At 61.4% G+C, this 15,336-nt stretch carries 14 protein-coding genes; 2 read left to right on the top strand and 12 right to left on the bottom strand.

Features of this window, described 5'->3' with window-relative positions:
• Nucleotides 1-77 precede the first annotated feature (77 nt).
• The 5 genes from B9Z01_RS20580 to B9Z01_RS20560 form a co-directional block, all read right to left on the bottom strand.
• Nucleotides 78-2,918, bottom strand: coding sequence for a fimbria/pilus outer membrane usher protein (locus B9Z01_RS20580; protein WP_085486386.1), 2,841 nt, complete (start codon nt 2,916-2,918; stop codon nt 78-80).
• Nucleotides 2,919-2,930: 12 nt separating this feature from the next.
• A complete protein-coding gene (locus tag B9Z01_RS20575; protein WP_085486384.1) occupies nt 2,931-3,704 on the bottom strand; it encodes a fimbria/pilus periplasmic chaperone in 774 nt (257 codons plus the stop codon).
• Between the two features lie 90 nt (nt 3,705-3,794).
• Nucleotides 3,795-4,334 carry a fimbrial protein gene (locus B9Z01_RS20570; protein WP_085486382.1) on the bottom strand — a complete coding sequence of 180 codons (540 nt, stop codon included), beginning with the start codon at nt 4,332-4,334 and terminating at the stop codon, nt 3,795-3,797.
• Nucleotides 4,335-4,603: 269 nt separating this feature from the next.
• Entirely contained in the window at nt 4,604-5,248 is a 645-nt protein-coding gene (locus B9Z01_RS20565; RefSeq protein ID WP_085486380.1) for a response regulator, read from the bottom strand.
• 370 nt (nt 5,249-5,618) lie between these two features.
• A complete protein-coding gene (locus tag B9Z01_RS20560; protein WP_085486378.1) occupies nt 5,619-6,242 on the bottom strand; it encodes a nucleoside/nucleotide kinase family protein in 624 nt (207 codons plus the stop codon).
• Between the two features lie 324 nt (nt 6,243-6,566).
• On the opposite strand from B9Z01_RS20560, the gene B9Z01_RS36665 reads away from it, so the two are divergent.
• Nucleotides 6,567-6,689, top strand: coding sequence for a hypothetical protein (locus B9Z01_RS36665; RefSeq protein WP_275937509.1), 123 nt, complete (start codon nt 6,567-6,569; stop codon nt 6,687-6,689).
• A gap of 91 nt (nt 6,690-6,780) precedes the next feature.
• Here the strand turns inward: B9Z01_RS36665 and B9Z01_RS20555 are convergent, their stop codons facing one another.
• The 5 genes from B9Z01_RS20555 to B9Z01_RS20535 all read right to left on the bottom strand — a co-directional run bounded on the left by B9Z01_RS20555 (nt 6,781) and on the right by B9Z01_RS20535 (nt 12,272).
• Nucleotides 6,781-7,968: a porin gene (locus tag B9Z01_RS20555; RefSeq protein ID WP_085486376.1), complete on the bottom strand. Its 1,188-nt coding sequence runs from the start codon at nt 7,966-7,968 to the stop codon at nt 6,781-6,783.
• Nucleotides 7,969-8,208: 240 nt separating this feature from the next.
• Complete coding sequence (locus tag B9Z01_RS20550) at nt 8,209-8,817, bottom strand: DAK2 domain-containing protein (protein ID WP_085486374.1); 609 nt, start codon at nt 8,815-8,817, stop codon at nt 8,209-8,211.
• On the bottom strand, nt 8,814-9,815 hold the full coding sequence (locus B9Z01_RS20545) for a dihydroxyacetone kinase subunit DhaK (RefSeq protein ID WP_085486372.1): 1,002 nt from the start codon (nt 9,813-9,815) through the stop codon (nt 8,814-8,816). Before B9Z01_RS20545 ends, B9Z01_RS20550 begins: the two co-directional genes overlap by 4 nt.
• A gap of 97 nt (nt 9,816-9,912) precedes the next feature.
• Entirely contained in the window at nt 9,913-11,256 is a 1,344-nt protein-coding gene (locus tag B9Z01_RS20540) for an MFS transporter (RefSeq protein ID WP_085486370.1), read from the bottom strand.
• Nucleotides 11,257-11,381: 125 nt separating this feature from the next.
• Nucleotides 11,382-12,272 (bottom strand): dihydrodipicolinate synthase family protein, encoded by an 891-nt coding sequence (locus tag B9Z01_RS20535; protein WP_085486368.1) that lies wholly within the window; start codon nt 12,270-12,272, stop codon nt 11,382-11,384.
• 239 nt (nt 12,273-12,511) lie between these two features.
• On the opposite strand from B9Z01_RS20535, the gene B9Z01_RS20530 reads away from it, so the two are divergent.
• A complete protein-coding gene (locus B9Z01_RS20530; RefSeq protein WP_085486366.1) occupies nt 12,512-13,204 on the top strand; it encodes a GntR family transcriptional regulator in 693 nt (230 codons plus the stop codon).
• Between the two features lie 167 nt (nt 13,205-13,371).
• Here B9Z01_RS20530 and B9Z01_RS20525 read toward each other — a convergent pair whose 3' ends face one another.
• Complete coding sequence (locus B9Z01_RS20525; RefSeq protein ID WP_085486364.1) at nt 13,372-13,983, bottom strand: TetR/AcrR family transcriptional regulator; 612 nt, start codon at nt 13,981-13,983, stop codon at nt 13,372-13,374.
• A gap of 75 nt (nt 13,984-14,058) precedes the next feature.
• On the bottom strand, nt 14,059-15,318 hold the full coding sequence (locus tag B9Z01_RS20520) for an MFS transporter (protein ID WP_085486362.1): 1,260 nt from the start codon (nt 15,316-15,318) through the stop codon (nt 14,059-14,061).
• Between the last annotated feature and the right edge of the window lie 18 nt (nt 15,319-15,336).

Raw genomic sequence — 15,336 nt, 5'->3', positions numbered from 1 at the left:
ACCCCCACTGTCGGCGCAATCATCGGGGCCATAGCACTGAAGCAGGTTTCTGCTCCCTCTGCGCCATGGCTCGCGAATCAGTGAAGAGAATTGGCAAGATCTGCACCCGACGAGGGATTTACAGCGCTCTTCGCTGGAGGAGCCCACACCAAAGCAGGATCGCAGTTCAGTTTGATACGCGCGACGATTCCCGTTGGCTGGCTGCTGTCCACCTTGTCGTCCGGCATCGTGTAGGCCATCACGCACTCGTCGGCCGAGCTGGCGCCCCAGCGCACGCGCAGCTTGCCTTGGCCTTCGAGGCCACGCAGATAGGCGAGGCCGCCCTGGCCGACAATGCCCACCGATTTCTCGGTTTCGTCGAACAACTCCGTGCCCATGGGCAAAGCTTTGCCTTGCTGGTCCTCGACCTCGGCGAAAATAGGTGTGCCCTGCGTCGTCGTGATCTTCACCTTCACCAGCGAATTGGCACGCGGTACCACCTCTTCACTCGTGTTGCCGAGTTCGACGTCGAGCGGCACGTCGCTCGGGTCGAGCGCCACTGTGTTGACACGGTAAGGCATCAACGAAGACACCACCGCATAACCGTTGCTGTCGATGCGTGCGCCTTGGCCGTTGACGATCCGACCGCCCTTTGCACCTTGCGCCTCGACGAGCGCGAACGCCTGACCCAGCGGCGGACTCAATGTCACGCCGCCGCTGTGCACGACCACCGCGCCGTCGGCATTGAATGCGGCCTGACGCGTCTGATTGCCGATCGACGCATTGCCGCTGTAGGTGCCGAACGGCGCGCGGTACATCGCGTAGCCGCCCGCGGAAACGGCGCGGTTGTCGCTGGAGACGATTCGCGACGCGTTGACGCCGTAGTTAACCGGTGTGGCGCTGGTCGTGTTACCCGTAGCCGCAGCCTGAAGCGTGCTGTCACCACCTGAACCACCCGACAGGTTGGTGGTCAGGTAATCGAACATATGGTGTTCATTCGAATCGGCACGGCCCAGCGGAATGGTGAGGTTCACGCCGACCTGCGTGCTGATCTGCGAGTTCTGCAGGCGCGTGCGTTGCGCATACACCGAATAGGAAACGCGCTTGTACGAACTGTTGAAACCGACCTGATACTGCAGATCGTATCCCTTCGCGCTACCCCAGTAGTTCTGCGAACTTCCGGAGATATAGAACGAACTCGATTGACCGATCGGCTGGTTGATATTCAATTGCAGACGGCTGCGCGTACGGTAGTCGTACAAAGCCGCGATGTCCTCGTTGCCATGGCGCGCGTAGACCGCGTCCCGCAAGCTGTAAAAGCGCGCCGTCGAATAGCGATACGCCGCAACTGAAAAGTTCGTGTTCGGACCAGGAACGAGTTTGCTGTAGCTGATTCGCGCACTATAGCCCGGACGACCGCTCGACACACCCGGAATATTGACGCCCGCCGTGGTTACATCGAAGGCCACCGCACCAAGCGGCGTATTGAGCGCCACACCGACGAGACCCGCCCAGTACGCTTCGGAAAGCTGACCGCCGGCATAGCCGGTCAACAGGTTCGTGATACCTCGTTGATAAACCGCCTGCGCCACCCAGGGATGAGCATCGAGCACAGTATCGCGATAGACACCGGCCGTCACGTTGAAACGCGACACGCCAGGCCGCAACAACTGTGGCACGGAAGCGAACGGCACGAGAAAGGTCCGCTGACGGCCGTCGGATTCCGTTATGGTGACCTGAAAATCGCCGCCGTAGCCGGTGGCCGGCAGGTCGCTCAATTCGAACGGCCCGGGAGGCACGCTGGTCTCGCTCACGATGATGTTGTTCTGGCGTACGGTGACCCGCGCATTCGTATCAGCCACGCCGCGCACTACCGGTGCGTAAGAGCGCATCGAATCCGGCAACATGCGGTCGTCGCTCGAAAGCTGCACGCCGCGCACGTTGAACGAATCGAAGACGTCGCCGCTCGTCGAACTGTCACCAATCGTCAACTGGCTCTTAAGCGCCGTAATGTCGTGCTGTGCGAACAACGCGACACTTTGCCAGTGCATGCCCGACGAGCGGTTCTGCCAGCTTGCCGTGGACCACTGGCGCAAACGCCAGCCGTCAATATTGATCCCGCTCTGCAAGCCGAGATAGGCACTGTTCAGATCGGTGCCGCTATTGTTCTGGTGACTGGTGTAGCTCGCGAGACTGTACTGCAGAAAGCCCGCATTGATGCCGTCGTCCCACCGGGAAGGGTCGACATAGCCAATGGCCTCCTTGCGCATTTCGATTTGCGGAATCGAGAGATCGAGTTGCAGGTCCGCGGTATTGAACGACGCGACTGAACCGGGCACAGTTTCCGACAGCGGCATGCACAGTGATGCAGATTCCGTGTCACCAGAGTCAGCCTTGCCTGCTTCCTTGAGGCGCTCGAGCAGGCGGCTGGTATCCACCCCTATCCGGTCGAGATTAGCCATCGTGAAGCATGGCACGGCAATATCCGAACCCGGCACCGCCTGAAACTGGACGTCGAAACGTCCACTCTTGTGGCCGTTAACGAAGAGTTCAAGCGGATAGAGTCCGGGAGCGACGGGGTTACCCCGCGTATAGCGCGACAGATCGGCAACATTGCCACTGAAGAACGCCGGGTTGAACTCGACCTCCTGTGGAGGCTCCACTGGCGCCGCATCAGGAGTCGGCGCTATGGCTGTCCCCACCGCAGGCGCAGGTTCCGTGCTGGTGGTCGCGGCCTGCTGCGGCAACTCGGGCGCCGTACAATCACCGGACACTCCTGCTCCTGATTGGTCCGTCACGCAAGCGGCATGCGCGGAATTCGCAGAAAATGCCCAACACCCTGACGCCACGATTGCCGCCCAAGCGAGCGGATGACATCTAAAAGGGACGCCACCGAGCTCCGATCCCACCGCCGTCTTGTTATTCCGCACACCCGACATTCCGTAATCCGATTATTGGTTTTTCTGCACTTCTACTTTCTGCGCATCTTCAAGTTCTGCCGAATCCTTGATCTCTGTGCCGAAGTCGTTCAGAACCGTGTAGGAAACCGTTGCAGGAACCTTGATATCGAGCTTTCCCGCCTGCGGCACGAAATCGACGTGCCCAAACGGCGGAGCCATGTCAGGCCGCAGGGAAACTGTTTTATTTCCCGCCGTCACATCGACTTTGCCGATAGAGATGTAGTAAGGCGAAGGGTTGTCCAGCCGGATAACGCGCTCGCCCTTGTCACCCGAATCGACATGCCATTTGAGTAGTGCACGCCCCGCCGTCGGATCGTCGAGCAACGATGCCGGCCGGTAGAACATCTTGATGCGGGTGCGGAACGCGAGCTGGATCATGTTGCGACTATCCGAGTCCTTAGGCTTGGGCGGAATTTCCAGCACGTTCAGCCAATAAACCGACTCACGGTCTTTCGGCATGTCGCCACCCGTGAACATGATGCGCAAAGCCTGCCCCCTATGAGGCTCGACCCGAAATACCGATGGCAGCAGCGCAAATGGCACCTTGATTTCATTCGGGGCGGCCGCGGCATCGCCGTCGTCAAGCCAGGCCTGAACCAGGACTGGGCGACTGTCGACGTTGTTCAGTCGAACATTGACCTCGCGGTTTTGAGCCGGATAGATGACTCGTGTACCGGTAATCGTGATAGCAGCCTGCGCAGCAAACGTCACTGCACTACAGGCGGCTGCGACAACCGTCAGGAAACGAAACTTCATAGAACGCATACGCTCCTCCAGCGACCGAATAGCCGAAACGTCGACCCGGGCTGCCTTCGAAATGGAAAAGCAACCCGATGTCATTCAGCTTTGACTGGCTTACTGGTATGCCAACGTATAACGAACGATTGCCGTCACATTACCGGCCGTGCTCTTGCCCGTTGCATAGTACTGGCCGCCGTAGCTCATCTTCGCGGTGCCGGCCGTGGCGTCGATAGGCACGAACGTACCCGTGCTGCCGAGCAGAATCGGCGTCGTGCCATTGCTGTCAAGCAATTGCACTTCCACGTTTTGAGCCGGCGAAGCGCTAGCCTGGTTGATCGCATTGCGAGTACTCGGGTTCATATTCGTTGTCTCGAAATGCGCAGCGACGTTGCTCAGCGTCGATGGGCACTGCGAAACCGAAATGTCGAACATCCTCGAACCAGCGACTTGCCCGGCGACAGCCAGCGATTGCGAAGAAAGCGTGTCCAGCGTGACCGTCTGGTCTTCGTCGCCAGCATTGATCACACAGGTGTCGTCGGTCAGTTGACCATTGAACGTTACCCGTCCCGTACCCGGTGCTGCTTGCGCAAAAACCATCGACGCGGCAGACAGGCCCATCAGTGCAATCATCAGTTGCGTGACTTGCTTTTTCATCAGATTGAATCCTCTTCCTGTTGTGATTTCAGACTACAGATCCTTGTAAAGCCGGCGCATCCAGCGATCATCAAGGTAGAGGAATGATGTCATCGGGACGGATCGCTGTTAATAGGCCGTCGCCCAAAATGAAGATCTGCTTGAGCCTGACTAAGAAAAAAGCGCGCCTGTGCACCTCACTGCATCAACAGTCAGGTCAAAAATTCTGAAAGGGGGAGAGGGAAGAGAGAACTATTAATGCCACGAGGAAAGACGGACGAGGGCCGCGATCAATTCCACTCGCGCATGATTGTAACAAGCTCGATATCGTTTTTTGCACCAAGCTTCTTCATACCGGCATTCTTCTGATTGCTAACTGTCTTCGGGCTGCGTTTGAGCCGTTTAGCAATCGCACTGATCGACATCCCATCGCAGATCATTCTTACGACCGTCGCCTCTTTTTCAGACAATGCACTCCGAGAGGAACTGGTCTCCGTCGTGCGGCCGGCGGTAAACAGGATCCTGTTCGCGAGGGAGTCGGGCAGATAGATGCTCCCGTTTCTCACGGTACGAACAGCAGTGGCGAGATTGACGAAACCTTCGCGTCCCTTGCCGATGAAGCCCGCCGCACCGGAATTGAGGGCTGCGGAAACGATATACGTGGAACAATGCGAACTCAGAAACACAACCTGCGTGGCAGGAGAGACGCGCTGGATCCGGTCGAGCAGGTTCAGGCCATCGGCATAGGAATCGCCCTCGAACTCGTAGTCGCACAAGAGGACCTCCACCGGTACTTCCACCAGCAGATCGAGCAACTGGCCGATGCTTTCGCTCTTGAAACAGGTCTCGATGTCCGTACAGGACTGAAGGATATGCTCGACACCCAGCAGAATAAACGGATGATCGTCGGCAATACCCACTCTTATTTTCCTCACTTGTACTCCATGGCTATGCTGGCAAATCCCTTTGCATGCCAAGCCCCGGGCACGCACACATCTACAAAAAACAACGCCTTGTCACACCACCTGGAAACGGACAAAACCGTCGTCAGATATTTCTCCAGTCCAACGTGCGCACGGATTGTATGACGCGGCAAGAATAAATAGACTCGGAAAAATCTTATATTTTCCGGTGGGAAGGACGCTGATTCAGGACAGGCTTAGGACGTGGGCGTTGCGGGATAGCTGCGCAGCAGGATATCGTGCCGCCATTGAGCTTCCGTTTCCCTCGCCGGCACGAGCTGCCCGATGGCAGTTTGAAGCAATCGTCTCGCCGGACTTCGACGAGACCGTAAACCTGTGTCCGTCAGCTCGCCCCAATGCTGATCACATAATCCGCTCGAACGCGCGTCGACTCGATCAACCGTGCGTTCGGCTCGTCCGTGCGTTCGACCCACTCGGCCGCCGCCCGGGCGGACCGGCCGAATTCCATATGCCGTGCAACCAGCCGCTCACGACGCAGCTCGCTGTCGATATCGACGAACCAGATCTCGTCGAGCAGCTCGCGCACATACCGCCAATGACCCTGGTCGAGCAGCAGATAATTGCCCTCGGTGATAATCACCGGCGTGCCGGGCAGCACCGGAATCGCATTGGCGATGGGCTCCTCGATCTCGCGCCGGAACAGCGGCGCGTAGACGATCTCGTCCGCGTGCGGCGCGCGCAGGCGGCGCAGGAGCGCGACATAGCCCGCGCTGTCGAAGGTATCTTCCGCGCCCTTCCGGTCCGCTCTGCCGAGCCGGGCCAGCTCGACGTTCGCGAGATGAAAGCCGTCCATCGGAACGACGACCGCCTGGCCCGCAAGGCGCTCGAGCAGCGCCTGCGCGAGCGTCGACTTGCCTGCGCCTGGCGCACCCGTCAACCCAATGATTACGCGCGCACCGCCAGCGATCTTCTTGCGGATGCGTTGGAGATGGGATTCGATCGTCATGCACAGCACCCTGTCATTGGTCATTCGTGGTTGCGGCGCGCATCGCCGCGGCTTTCGCGTGCGTGGCGACAAAGCTGCTCGCCTGGCGCGCCAGATCCATGCCATCGTCCCACAGGTTACGCCACACGGCCAGGTCGGCAGATAAGCCTTGCGCGACCACTGCCGGGAAGAAACTCTCGAACGTGATGGGGCCGCGCAGACCGTGATCGCCGGCGGGTCGTCCAGCACGGTCTGTTTCGCCGGGCTCGTGACGTCCAGACCGACCATCGTGAGCGCAATGCCAGATCAGTCTACCGGCGCTCGCTACCGCTTGCCAACTGCAAGGTGCAGATCATCAACAGCAGCCTGGACCGGGAAGCGAGCCTGATCGGCGCAATCCAACTGATCAACGACACTTTGTTCATGCCAGCAACGGTGGACGAACTCGTCGGCGCGCTGCCGGAATGATGTCCAGTAAGAAGATGCGACGGGCCGCCAGGCGACGCTCGAAACCGTCACGGTGCATCGCGAAGCGGGCCCACGCCAACTGCGCTGCGACTCAGAATCGATGCCGGATCCCCGTAAACACCGCGATCTGACTGGCCGACGAAGATGTGCCCGCATACACGATGCTGGCGACCGTCCGATATTCGCCATTGATGAGCGTCGAGGCATCGCCGACCGCCTTCTGATACACCGCGGACACATAGATATCGGTGCGCTTGCTCAGGAGGTAATCAGCGCCCAGCGTGAATTGATGCCATTTCGGATGCAGGCTATCCGAGGAAGCGCCGGGAAGATTGGTCGCGTGACCATCCGTGAATGCGTAGACCCCGATGAGCTGGACAGCCGGTGTCAGCTGATAGCGCAGGTTCGCTTCGTAGTTGTTGAGGCGCCGCCTTGCGCCGTCGTTGTATTGGATGTCCGACAGGCTATAGCCGAAACCAGCGGTGACACTGCCGAAGACATAGCTGGTGCCAGCAGCGAAGATGCGCTGACGCCGGACACCGCCATCCATTCCATAGAAGAAGACCGAGCTGTAGTCGTCGCCGTTGCTGGTCGACGCGCCGCCAACCGCTCCGCCGGTATTGGAGACTGCGTTCGGATGATCGAGCTGAAGATACCCCGCACCGATGGAAAACGGACCGTTCACGTAGTTCGCAGACAGCGCCCACGCGCGGTTATTGCCGAATCCGGTCCCTTCGTTTCCTGCGGCCTGATTGCTGAGTGAATAAACGCCGTCGACGGAGACGCCATAAAAATTGATCGAACGGAATTTGACCGTGTTGTTCAGGCGAAAGAACTGGTTGAGATTGTCGTTGTCGCCGATGTGAGCCGATGTCGACCAGAAGCCCGGTCCGAAAAGCGGCGCCACCAGATCCGCGATTGCGTCGTATTGCCGTCCGACAGTGAGCGTGCCGATCCTGTTCGAACTGAGGCCCACGAACGCTTGCCGGCCGAACAGACGACCCGCCTGACCCAACGTGCCGTTCGTCGCACCGAATCCATTTTCCAGCGTGAAGACTGCGCTCAGACCGCCGCCCAGATCTTCAGTGCCACGAAGCCCGAATCGCGAGCCGCTGGCCTTGCCGGTCGTCGCCTGCCACGCATGCGCGCCATTCAGATTGCTGACGTAACTTAGGCCTGCGTCGACCAGGCCATACAATGTGACTGAACCTTGCGCCATAGCCTGCGAGGCGCTCGCGCCCAAGACGCTCAATACCGCTACCGAAGCCAATTTTTTCATTATTTTTTTCCTTAGTCATACTATTTATTATCGATTCAGAGAAATCGAAACGATTGCCTGTGCTACATCTGTCGGGATCGTTCATTCGCGCGCTTTCTGAGTCGAACGCTCTCCTCGCAACTCGTGCGATTCAGGGAACTTGAATCTGGAGAAGGCTCGCTCCGGCTGATTCCTCAGCGAGCCGAATTGAGGTGCGCCTGTCGCCTGGAGCGGTTTGAGACGTTCATACCCGAGCGAGCGTCAAAGGCTCTGCGCCATACGCAGCAGCGCGACCATCCCCGGATCGTCCTGCCCCACCGAGCGCTCCGCGAACATTCGCGCGCGTCCAATGCGATTCGGACGGCCGCGAAACGCGCTGAGTGTCTCTTCGATCGCTCCGCACGCGACACGCTTCCAGGCATCGGACGCCGTTCCGACTTCGAGCGCTTCAAGCGCATCCCCCACCGCATTCAGCGTGTCCAGCACCGTCTTGTCGCCCAGCCTGGCGCCGCCTCTTGCGGACAGCACATCGGTTACGCGCCGAATGATGGCAATCACATTCTCACGCGTGAGTTCAGTAGTCTGCTCGCTCTGCTTCGCCGCGGTAAGCAGCGCCTGCGCGAGCAGCGTGCCGAAGCTCGACCCTGAAGCGTTCGCGCAGCCAAGCGCGGCGCGACTAAAAACGTCGCTCAGCGTGTCACTCATGAGAGGCAAAGCGGCCTCGACTTCGGTCGCACACTTGTCCAGCGTGGCGCCGAGGTCGCCGTCGCCGAGCAGTCCGTCGAGAGCATTGAGTTGCGGCGCGGCGGCATGTAGTCCGCCACACGCGCGCGCGATTGCATTCTTCAGTTCTGTTGCATTGATCGTCATCGCGCGTTCCAGAAGGGGCAGTTCGCAGGAGCCGCAAGAAGACGCGCGGACTCGTCGTCGAGCGGCATGAGTGTCAACGACGCCCCTGTCATTTCCATTGACGTCGCATAACGTCCGACCAGCGGCGTCTCTACATCGATCCCCTTCTCGCTCAGCGCCGCACGCACGGAGCGATACAGGATGTAGAGTTCCTCGAGCGGCGTCGCGCCCAGGCTGTTCACCAGCACGGAGACCCGCTCGCCTCGCGTGAGCGACATGTCGGCGAGCAGCCGTTCGAGCATCTCGTTGGCGAGTTCGTCCGCACGCTTGAGCTTGCCGCGCCAGATGCCGGGCTCGCCGTGAATGCCCATGCCGAACTCCATTTCATCGTTGGCGATCTCGAACGACGCGCGCCCCACCTCTGGCACGACACACGGCGCCAGCGCTATCCCGATCGACCGGCAAGCATTGGCGGCGCGCTCGGCAACGCTTGCGACTTCGGCAAGCGGTGCACCCTCTTCCGCTTTCGCGCCGGCCAGCTTGAAGGCATAGACGAGACCGGCCACGCCGCGGCGCTTCTCCTTTTCCTCCGGCGACGCGCTCGCGACATCGTCCGCAATCCGCACCGACGCCACCGTCATGCCTCCGAGTTCGGCGAACTCCTTCGCCATCTCGAAGTTCATCCGGTCGCCGCCATAGTTGCCGTAGAGTTGCAGCACGCCTGCGCCGCCATCCGCAGCGCGCATCGCCACGAGGCAATCGTTGACCCGCGGCCCCGCGAACACGTTTCCCACGGCCGCCGCATCGAGCAAGCCTTGCCCGATGTAGCCATGGAACACCGGCAGATGGCCCGAGCCGCCGCCCGTCACGATGCCGACCTTGCCTCTTATCGCGCCACCCGCGCGCACGACCACGCGTGGTGCGTCGTCCGGGCGCTGGTAGACATCCGGATGAGCGGCACATAGACCGTCGAGCATTTCATCGACGTAGTCATTCGGTTCGTTCAATATCTTCTTCACGTTTGCTCCAGACGAAGAAGGACGCCGCCGTCGCGCGCGACAGCGTCCTTGTTACGTAATCGATCTTATGGAAACCCGGGCGATGAAGCCCCAGGCATCAACGGCATTCGGCGGCCGGCTTCGTTTCCGGCAGCGCCAGCGCGCACAGGGCGGAAAGCACTGCGATCGCCGCCATATACGCCGCAATCGGCCAGTAGGAATTGAACTGCATCAGCAAGGCTGTCGCGACGAGCGGCGAGAGACCGCCGCCGAGAATCGGGCCGATCTGCTGCACGAGAGACAAGCTCGTGTAGCGCACGCGCGCCGGGAACAGCTCCGAGAAGAACGCGCCCTGCGCGCCGAACATCGCCCCGTGACCCAGCCCCAGACCGATCGACACGGCGATCCATATGGACGGCGCCGTGGCTGCGTCCATCATCCAGAAGAACGGCGCCGCGAAGACAGCCTGCAACAGCGCGCCGCCCACGTACACAGGCTTGCGGCCGAACTTGTCCGCGCACCAGCCGAAGATGGGCAGCGTCACGCACTCGACCAGACATCCCACCAGAATCCCGTTGAGCACGAGCGACTTCGGCAGGTGATGCACCGTCACCGCATACGTGATCGCGAAGACCGCGTAGATGTTGAACAGGCCGCTCTCGGCAATCTTCGCGCCGATGCCGAGCAGGATGCGCAGCCAATGTTCGCGCAGCGCTTCGGCGAGGGGCAGTTTCGGTGGCGCTTTCTCGCGCGCGGCGGCTTCGAAGTCCGGCGATTCGTCGATACGGAATCGAATGAAGAGCCCGAGACCGACCAGCACGATGCTGCCGATGAACGGCAGGCGCCATCCCCAGCTCAGGAACTGCTCATCGGTCAGCGCGGCGGAGAGGCCGCCCATCAGCGCGATGGGCAGCAGGAAGCCCGCCGGCAAACCGATATGCACGACCGAACTACAGAACGCCCGCATGCGCGGCGGCGCATGCTCGATCGCCATGACCATGCCGCCGCCGTACTCGCCGCCGATGCCGATACCTTGCAGCAAGCGGAGCACGAGCAGCAGGACCGGCGCCCAAACACCGATCTGCGCGTAGGTCGGCATCAGACCGATCAGGAAAGTGCCAATGCCCATGATGAGCACGGTCAGAAGCAGCATATTCCTGCGCCCGACGCGATCGCCGAAATGCCCGAACAGAATGCCGCCGAGCGGTCGCGCGCAATAGCCGATGAAAAATGTGGCGAATGCTGCGATCGTGCTGATCAGCGCGTTATCGGACGGAAAGAAAATCCTGTTGAAGACGATCGCTGTGGCCGTCGCATAAAGGGTGAAGTCGTAATACTCCACCATGGTGCCGATTGCGCTGGCGAACGCGACCTTCGCGTATTCGCGGCGCGTGCTGCGATCCGCGACGCGGTTCGCGGTCCCGGAAGAGCGCGAATTCAACGACTCCGCTTGTTGTGTCATGTGTCTCCTCGTTACTTTTGTCTCGGGCGATGGCGCGGGCACGCATGCCACTTTCGCAGCATTCGCGCGCCCGCACTCGCGCGGCCGGAGGCCTCGCGTGCGCACCGCAAAACCCGTTCTGTTCGTTACGCGTCGAAGCGCAAAACGGCGTCGAGTTCGCGCTTGATGTTGACGAGCTGCACTTCAGTCGTGCGCGGCATCGGCATGCGCGGCAGGCCGGCGTCGCAACCCTGCAAGGTCAACGCGGTCTTGATGTTCGCGGGCAGATTGTCGGCGGAGATTGCGTTCCAGAAACGCAGCAACGTTTCATGGATGGTGCGCGCGCGCTCATGGTCGCCGCTCTTCACGGCATTCCACAGCGACACGCAGACGCCGGGCACCGCGGCCGGGTTCGCCGCGATCGTGCCGTGCGCGCCAAGCGCGAACGACGGATACAGCAATGCATCAACCGCCGTGTAGACGCGCGCATGCTTCGGCGCGCCGATGAGCAGATCGGCCATCAGTTTGAGGTCGCCGGCGCTCTGCTTGACGCCCTGCACGCCCGGCAACTCGTTCAGGAGGCGGATGAGCAACGCCGGCGACAGGTAGTTCCACGGCACGACGTTGTAGATCACGACGGGAATATCGACCGCGCTGGTGAGCGCCTTGAAGTGCTCGAAAGTGGCCTGTTCGTCCGGCTTGAACACGTAGTGCACCGGCGTGACCTGCAATGCCTTGACCGGCAGATGCTCGACGGCTTTCGCGCGGGAAATCGCATCGCGCGTGCTGTTGGCGATGATGCCGACCATGACCGGAACACGGCCGTCCGCTTCCTCGACACAGATCTCGGTCAAGCGCGCCAGCTCCTGCTGGCTCAGCGTGTGGCCCTCGCCGCTGCTGCCGCCCACGCACAGGCCGTGCACCTTCTTGCGAATGTTGAACTGAACGACGTTGCGAAACGCCTGCTCGTCGATTTCACCGTCTGCGGTGAACGGTGTAACGACGGGAGGGATGATGCCGGTGAGGTCGAGGCTCATGAGTCGGGTCTGGATCGAGAAGTTGAGAGGATCGACGGCCGGCAGCTGAATGCATGATTGACCCCGGCCGATCAGTGCGATGCGGACTTGATTGCATCCGTCACAGGTTAGAATGATATCTGTAACATGTTACCTCGGTATTAGTGAAAATACGTACGATGTGAGCGCGCGGTTACGCGACATCAAAACACGCTCATCGTTTATCCTTGGCTGAATGAAAAAATGGAGCATCCGAAACAATGGTAGCCATCGAGCCGCGCTCTCCCACTCTCGCGCAACGCGATATGGCCTATGAAGGATTCCGCCAGCAGATCATGAACGCCGGGCTGAAGCCGGGACAGTTCGTGTCGCAGCGAGAATTGACGGAACTGTTGGGCCTGCCGCTGGCAGCGGTGCGCGAAATGATTCCGCGGCTCGAAGCCGCGCGACTGATCCGGACTGTGCCCAAGCGTGGACTGCAGGTGGCACATGTCGATCTGAAGCTGGTGCGCAATGCGTTCCAGATCCGCGCGATGATCGAGCGCGAGGCGGTGCTCCACTTCGTGCGCAACGTGAGCGACGCCGATCTCACGCGCATCGAACGCGAGCATCAGGCGATTCTCAAGCGGGCACGCGCCGCCACGCCGGACGCGGAACTCGATCGCGACGCCCAGGCGATCGACTGGGGCCTGCACGATTTCATGGTGGACTCGATCGGCAACGAGATCCTGTCGGAGCTTTATCGGGTCAACAGCCTGCACGTTCGGCTCATTCGCCTCGATGCGCACGTCATACGGCCCATGCGCATCCTGCCGGCGATGGAGGAGCACCTGCAGTTCCTGAAGGTGGTGAAGACACGCGACGAAAACGCGGCCGTGACGCAGATGATGGAGCACATAGAACGCTCGAAGCAGCGCGTGCTCCAGGCCTTGCTCGAAGACCGCGGTAGTTAGCTCGGGTTAGCACCCGGCAAGGCCGCTCGCATCAGGCAGGCGATACCGCGACAAATGACGCTGAACATGGAAAGGCGCGCCAGCGTGCCGGACGAAAAGCAATCGAATGAGGTCGCCGGAAAATTGTCGTTGCCGGCGCACGATCGCCCCCGCAAACGAGGGGCCGGTTAATTCACTGGATCGGAGGATGTGTCGAGGTCGACCATCCTCAATGCAAGTTCGTTCAGGCGTTCGGCTATATGCAGTGGCGACAGGCGTCCGTCCGTGCGCATCCAGAGATAGCTGTAGAAGTACATACCGAGCACGCCCTTGAGCACGATCGGATCATAGGGACGAAAAACGCCCAGGTCCGCGCCGTCCACCATCGTGTCGCGCCACACCTTCTCGTACTGGCGATGCAGCGCGAGCACTTCCGAATGCCGCGGCTCGGTGAGCGAATGAATCTCGCGGAAACACACGGTCAACTCGGCCTGATTCGCCGCGATCTTCAGCACCAGTTCCTTGCCAAGCATCCTGATACGCTTGCGCGGGTCCGGCTCCGGACGTGCCGTATGTTCGGCGAAATCGGCGAGGTCCGCGATGTATTCGCGCGAGATATCGTAGAGCAGGTCTTCCTTGCTCCTGATGTGGTGATACAGCGCGCCACGGCCGAGCTGCACCGCCTCGCCGAGCTCGGTCATGCCGATGGCGTGGTAGCCCTTCTCCGCAAACAGCCTGGCGGCGATCTTCAGAATGCGTTCGCGCTGACCGATTTCGCCGCGTGGTTCCACCGTTCCCATGGCTCTCCTTGCCGGTTCGACCGCTCCCGCCGGGTTGCCGTCACGTCGGTGACGGCGGGATGATCTCGATGCGCTTCATTGTACCGGTCGGTCCGGTGTCCTGTCTGCCCGCATCAATAAAGGCGCGAAGCCGATCAGCCCGAGCACCGGACCCGGCACGAGCACCCACGCGGCGTCGAGTCCGATGCGCTCGAACAGCGCAGTGGTCGCCGGAATCGACACGACGGTGATCGCAAAGCCGATCGAGTTCTGCAGGGTCAACGCACCGCCCACCAGCGCGCGCGGGCACGCCTGCGCCGACAACGCCGAAAACTGCGGCGAATCGGCGATGACAGCCGCGCCCCACGCGACCAGCAGCATCAGCAGCGCGACGGGCGGCAACGCGCGCCAGCCGACAGCGAAGATCACCGCGCAGACGCCGGACATCGCGAGCGCGCCGGCCGCGACCTTTGCGCTGCCGATGCGCCTCGACAACGCGCCGCCGGCGATGCACCCGAGCGCGCCCGTCCCGATGACGAGAAACGACAGGCCGTACACACTTTTCAGATGCAACGCGGAGGCGACCGAGGCCTTCGCCAGAAACAACGGCACGACGGTCCAGAACGCGTAAAGCTCCCACATGTGCCCGAAGTAGCCGAACGCCGCCGAGCGGAATGCGCTGTACCGGAACGCACTCAGTACACCCGGCGCGTCGGGCGGCGCGCCATCCGCCGAACGCGCTTTCACGTTCAGATGCGGCCCGTCGCCCAGCACGCCGATGACGATCGCCCCGAGCACCGCCAGCACCGACGACGCGACGATCACCTCCTGCCACGGCAGCGCCGCGCCTGCCATGCGCAGCGCGTGCGGCAGCGCGGTGCCGAGCGTGAGCATCGCCACGAGTTGCGCGAGCGCAGCACCGGTGCGCTCGGGCGCCCAGCTTACGATCAGCTTCATCCCCATCGGATAGATACCCGCGAGGCACACGCCCACACAGAAGCGCAACGCCGCGCCACCGGCGACGCCATGCGCGAACCACGCGAACGCGGCGTTGAACACGGCGCCGAGCAGCGCGCTGACGAGGAAGATGGAACTGGCGCGAAAGCGGTCCGCGCTTCCCGACAGCGCCATGCCGAGCGTGCCGAGAATGAAGCCGCACTGCACCGCGCTCGTCAGCCAGCCGATGTCGGCGGCGCTGGCGTGCCACGCTCGCACGAGGTCGTCGGCGGCGCTGTTGGCGCTGAACCAGAGCGACGTGCCGAACAGTTGCGCGAGCGATATCGCCGCCACCGGACCGAGCCGGTCCACGAGCCACGCCCGGCAGGGCGTGGCAGTCACGGTTTTGCTGACGCTCATGCCGCTCCGTTCCGGTTG

Source organism: Paraburkholderia susongensis (genome assembly GCF_900177725.1).
Lineage (GTDB): Bacteria > Pseudomonadota > Gammaproteobacteria > Burkholderiales > Burkholderiaceae > Paraburkholderia > Paraburkholderia susongensis.
This window is presented reverse-complemented; position numbering and strand designations above follow the sequence as displayed.

Bases quoted from the DNA above. Each gene is read 5' to 3' on its own strand.
- B9Z01_RS20530 (WP_085486366.1), top strand. From the start codon at position 12,512: ATGGTAGCCATCGAGCCGCGCTCTCCCACTCTCGCGCAACGCGATATG.
- B9Z01_RS20575 (WP_085486384.1), bottom strand. From the start codon at position 3,704: ATGCGTTCTATGAAGTTTCGTTTCCTGACGGTTGTCGCAGCCGCCTGT.
- B9Z01_RS20555 (WP_085486376.1), bottom strand. From the start codon at position 7,968: ATGAAAAAATTGGCTTCGGTAGCGGTATTGAGCGTCTTGGGCGCGAGC.
- B9Z01_RS20580 (WP_085486386.1), bottom strand. From the start codon at position 2,918: ATGTCGGGTGTGCGGAATAACAAGACGGCGGTGGGATCGGAGCTCGGT.
- B9Z01_RS20525 (WP_085486364.1), bottom strand. From the start codon at position 13,983: ATGGGAACGGTGGAACCACGCGGCGAAATCGGTCAGCGCGAACGCATT.
- B9Z01_RS20560 (WP_085486378.1), bottom strand. From the start codon at position 6,242: ATGACGATCGAATCCCATCTCCAACGCATCCGCAAGAAGATCGCTGGC.
- B9Z01_RS20540 (WP_085486370.1), bottom strand. From the start codon at position 11,256: ATGACACAACAAGCGGAGTCGTTGAATTCGCGCTCTTCCGGGACCGCG.
- B9Z01_RS20535 (WP_085486368.1), bottom strand. From the start codon at position 12,272: ATGAGCCTCGACCTCACCGGCATCATCCCTCCCGTCGTTACACCGTTC.
- B9Z01_RS20570 (WP_085486382.1), bottom strand. From the start codon at position 4,334: ATGAAAAAGCAAGTCACGCAACTGATGATTGCACTGATGGGCCTGTCT.
- B9Z01_RS20550 (WP_085486374.1), bottom strand. From the start codon at position 8,817: ATGACGATCAATGCAACAGAACTGAAGAATGCAATCGCGCGCGCGTGT.
- B9Z01_RS20520 (WP_085486362.1), bottom strand. From the start codon at position 15,318: ATGAGCGTCAGCAAAACCGTGACTGCCACGCCCTGCCGGGCGTGGCTC.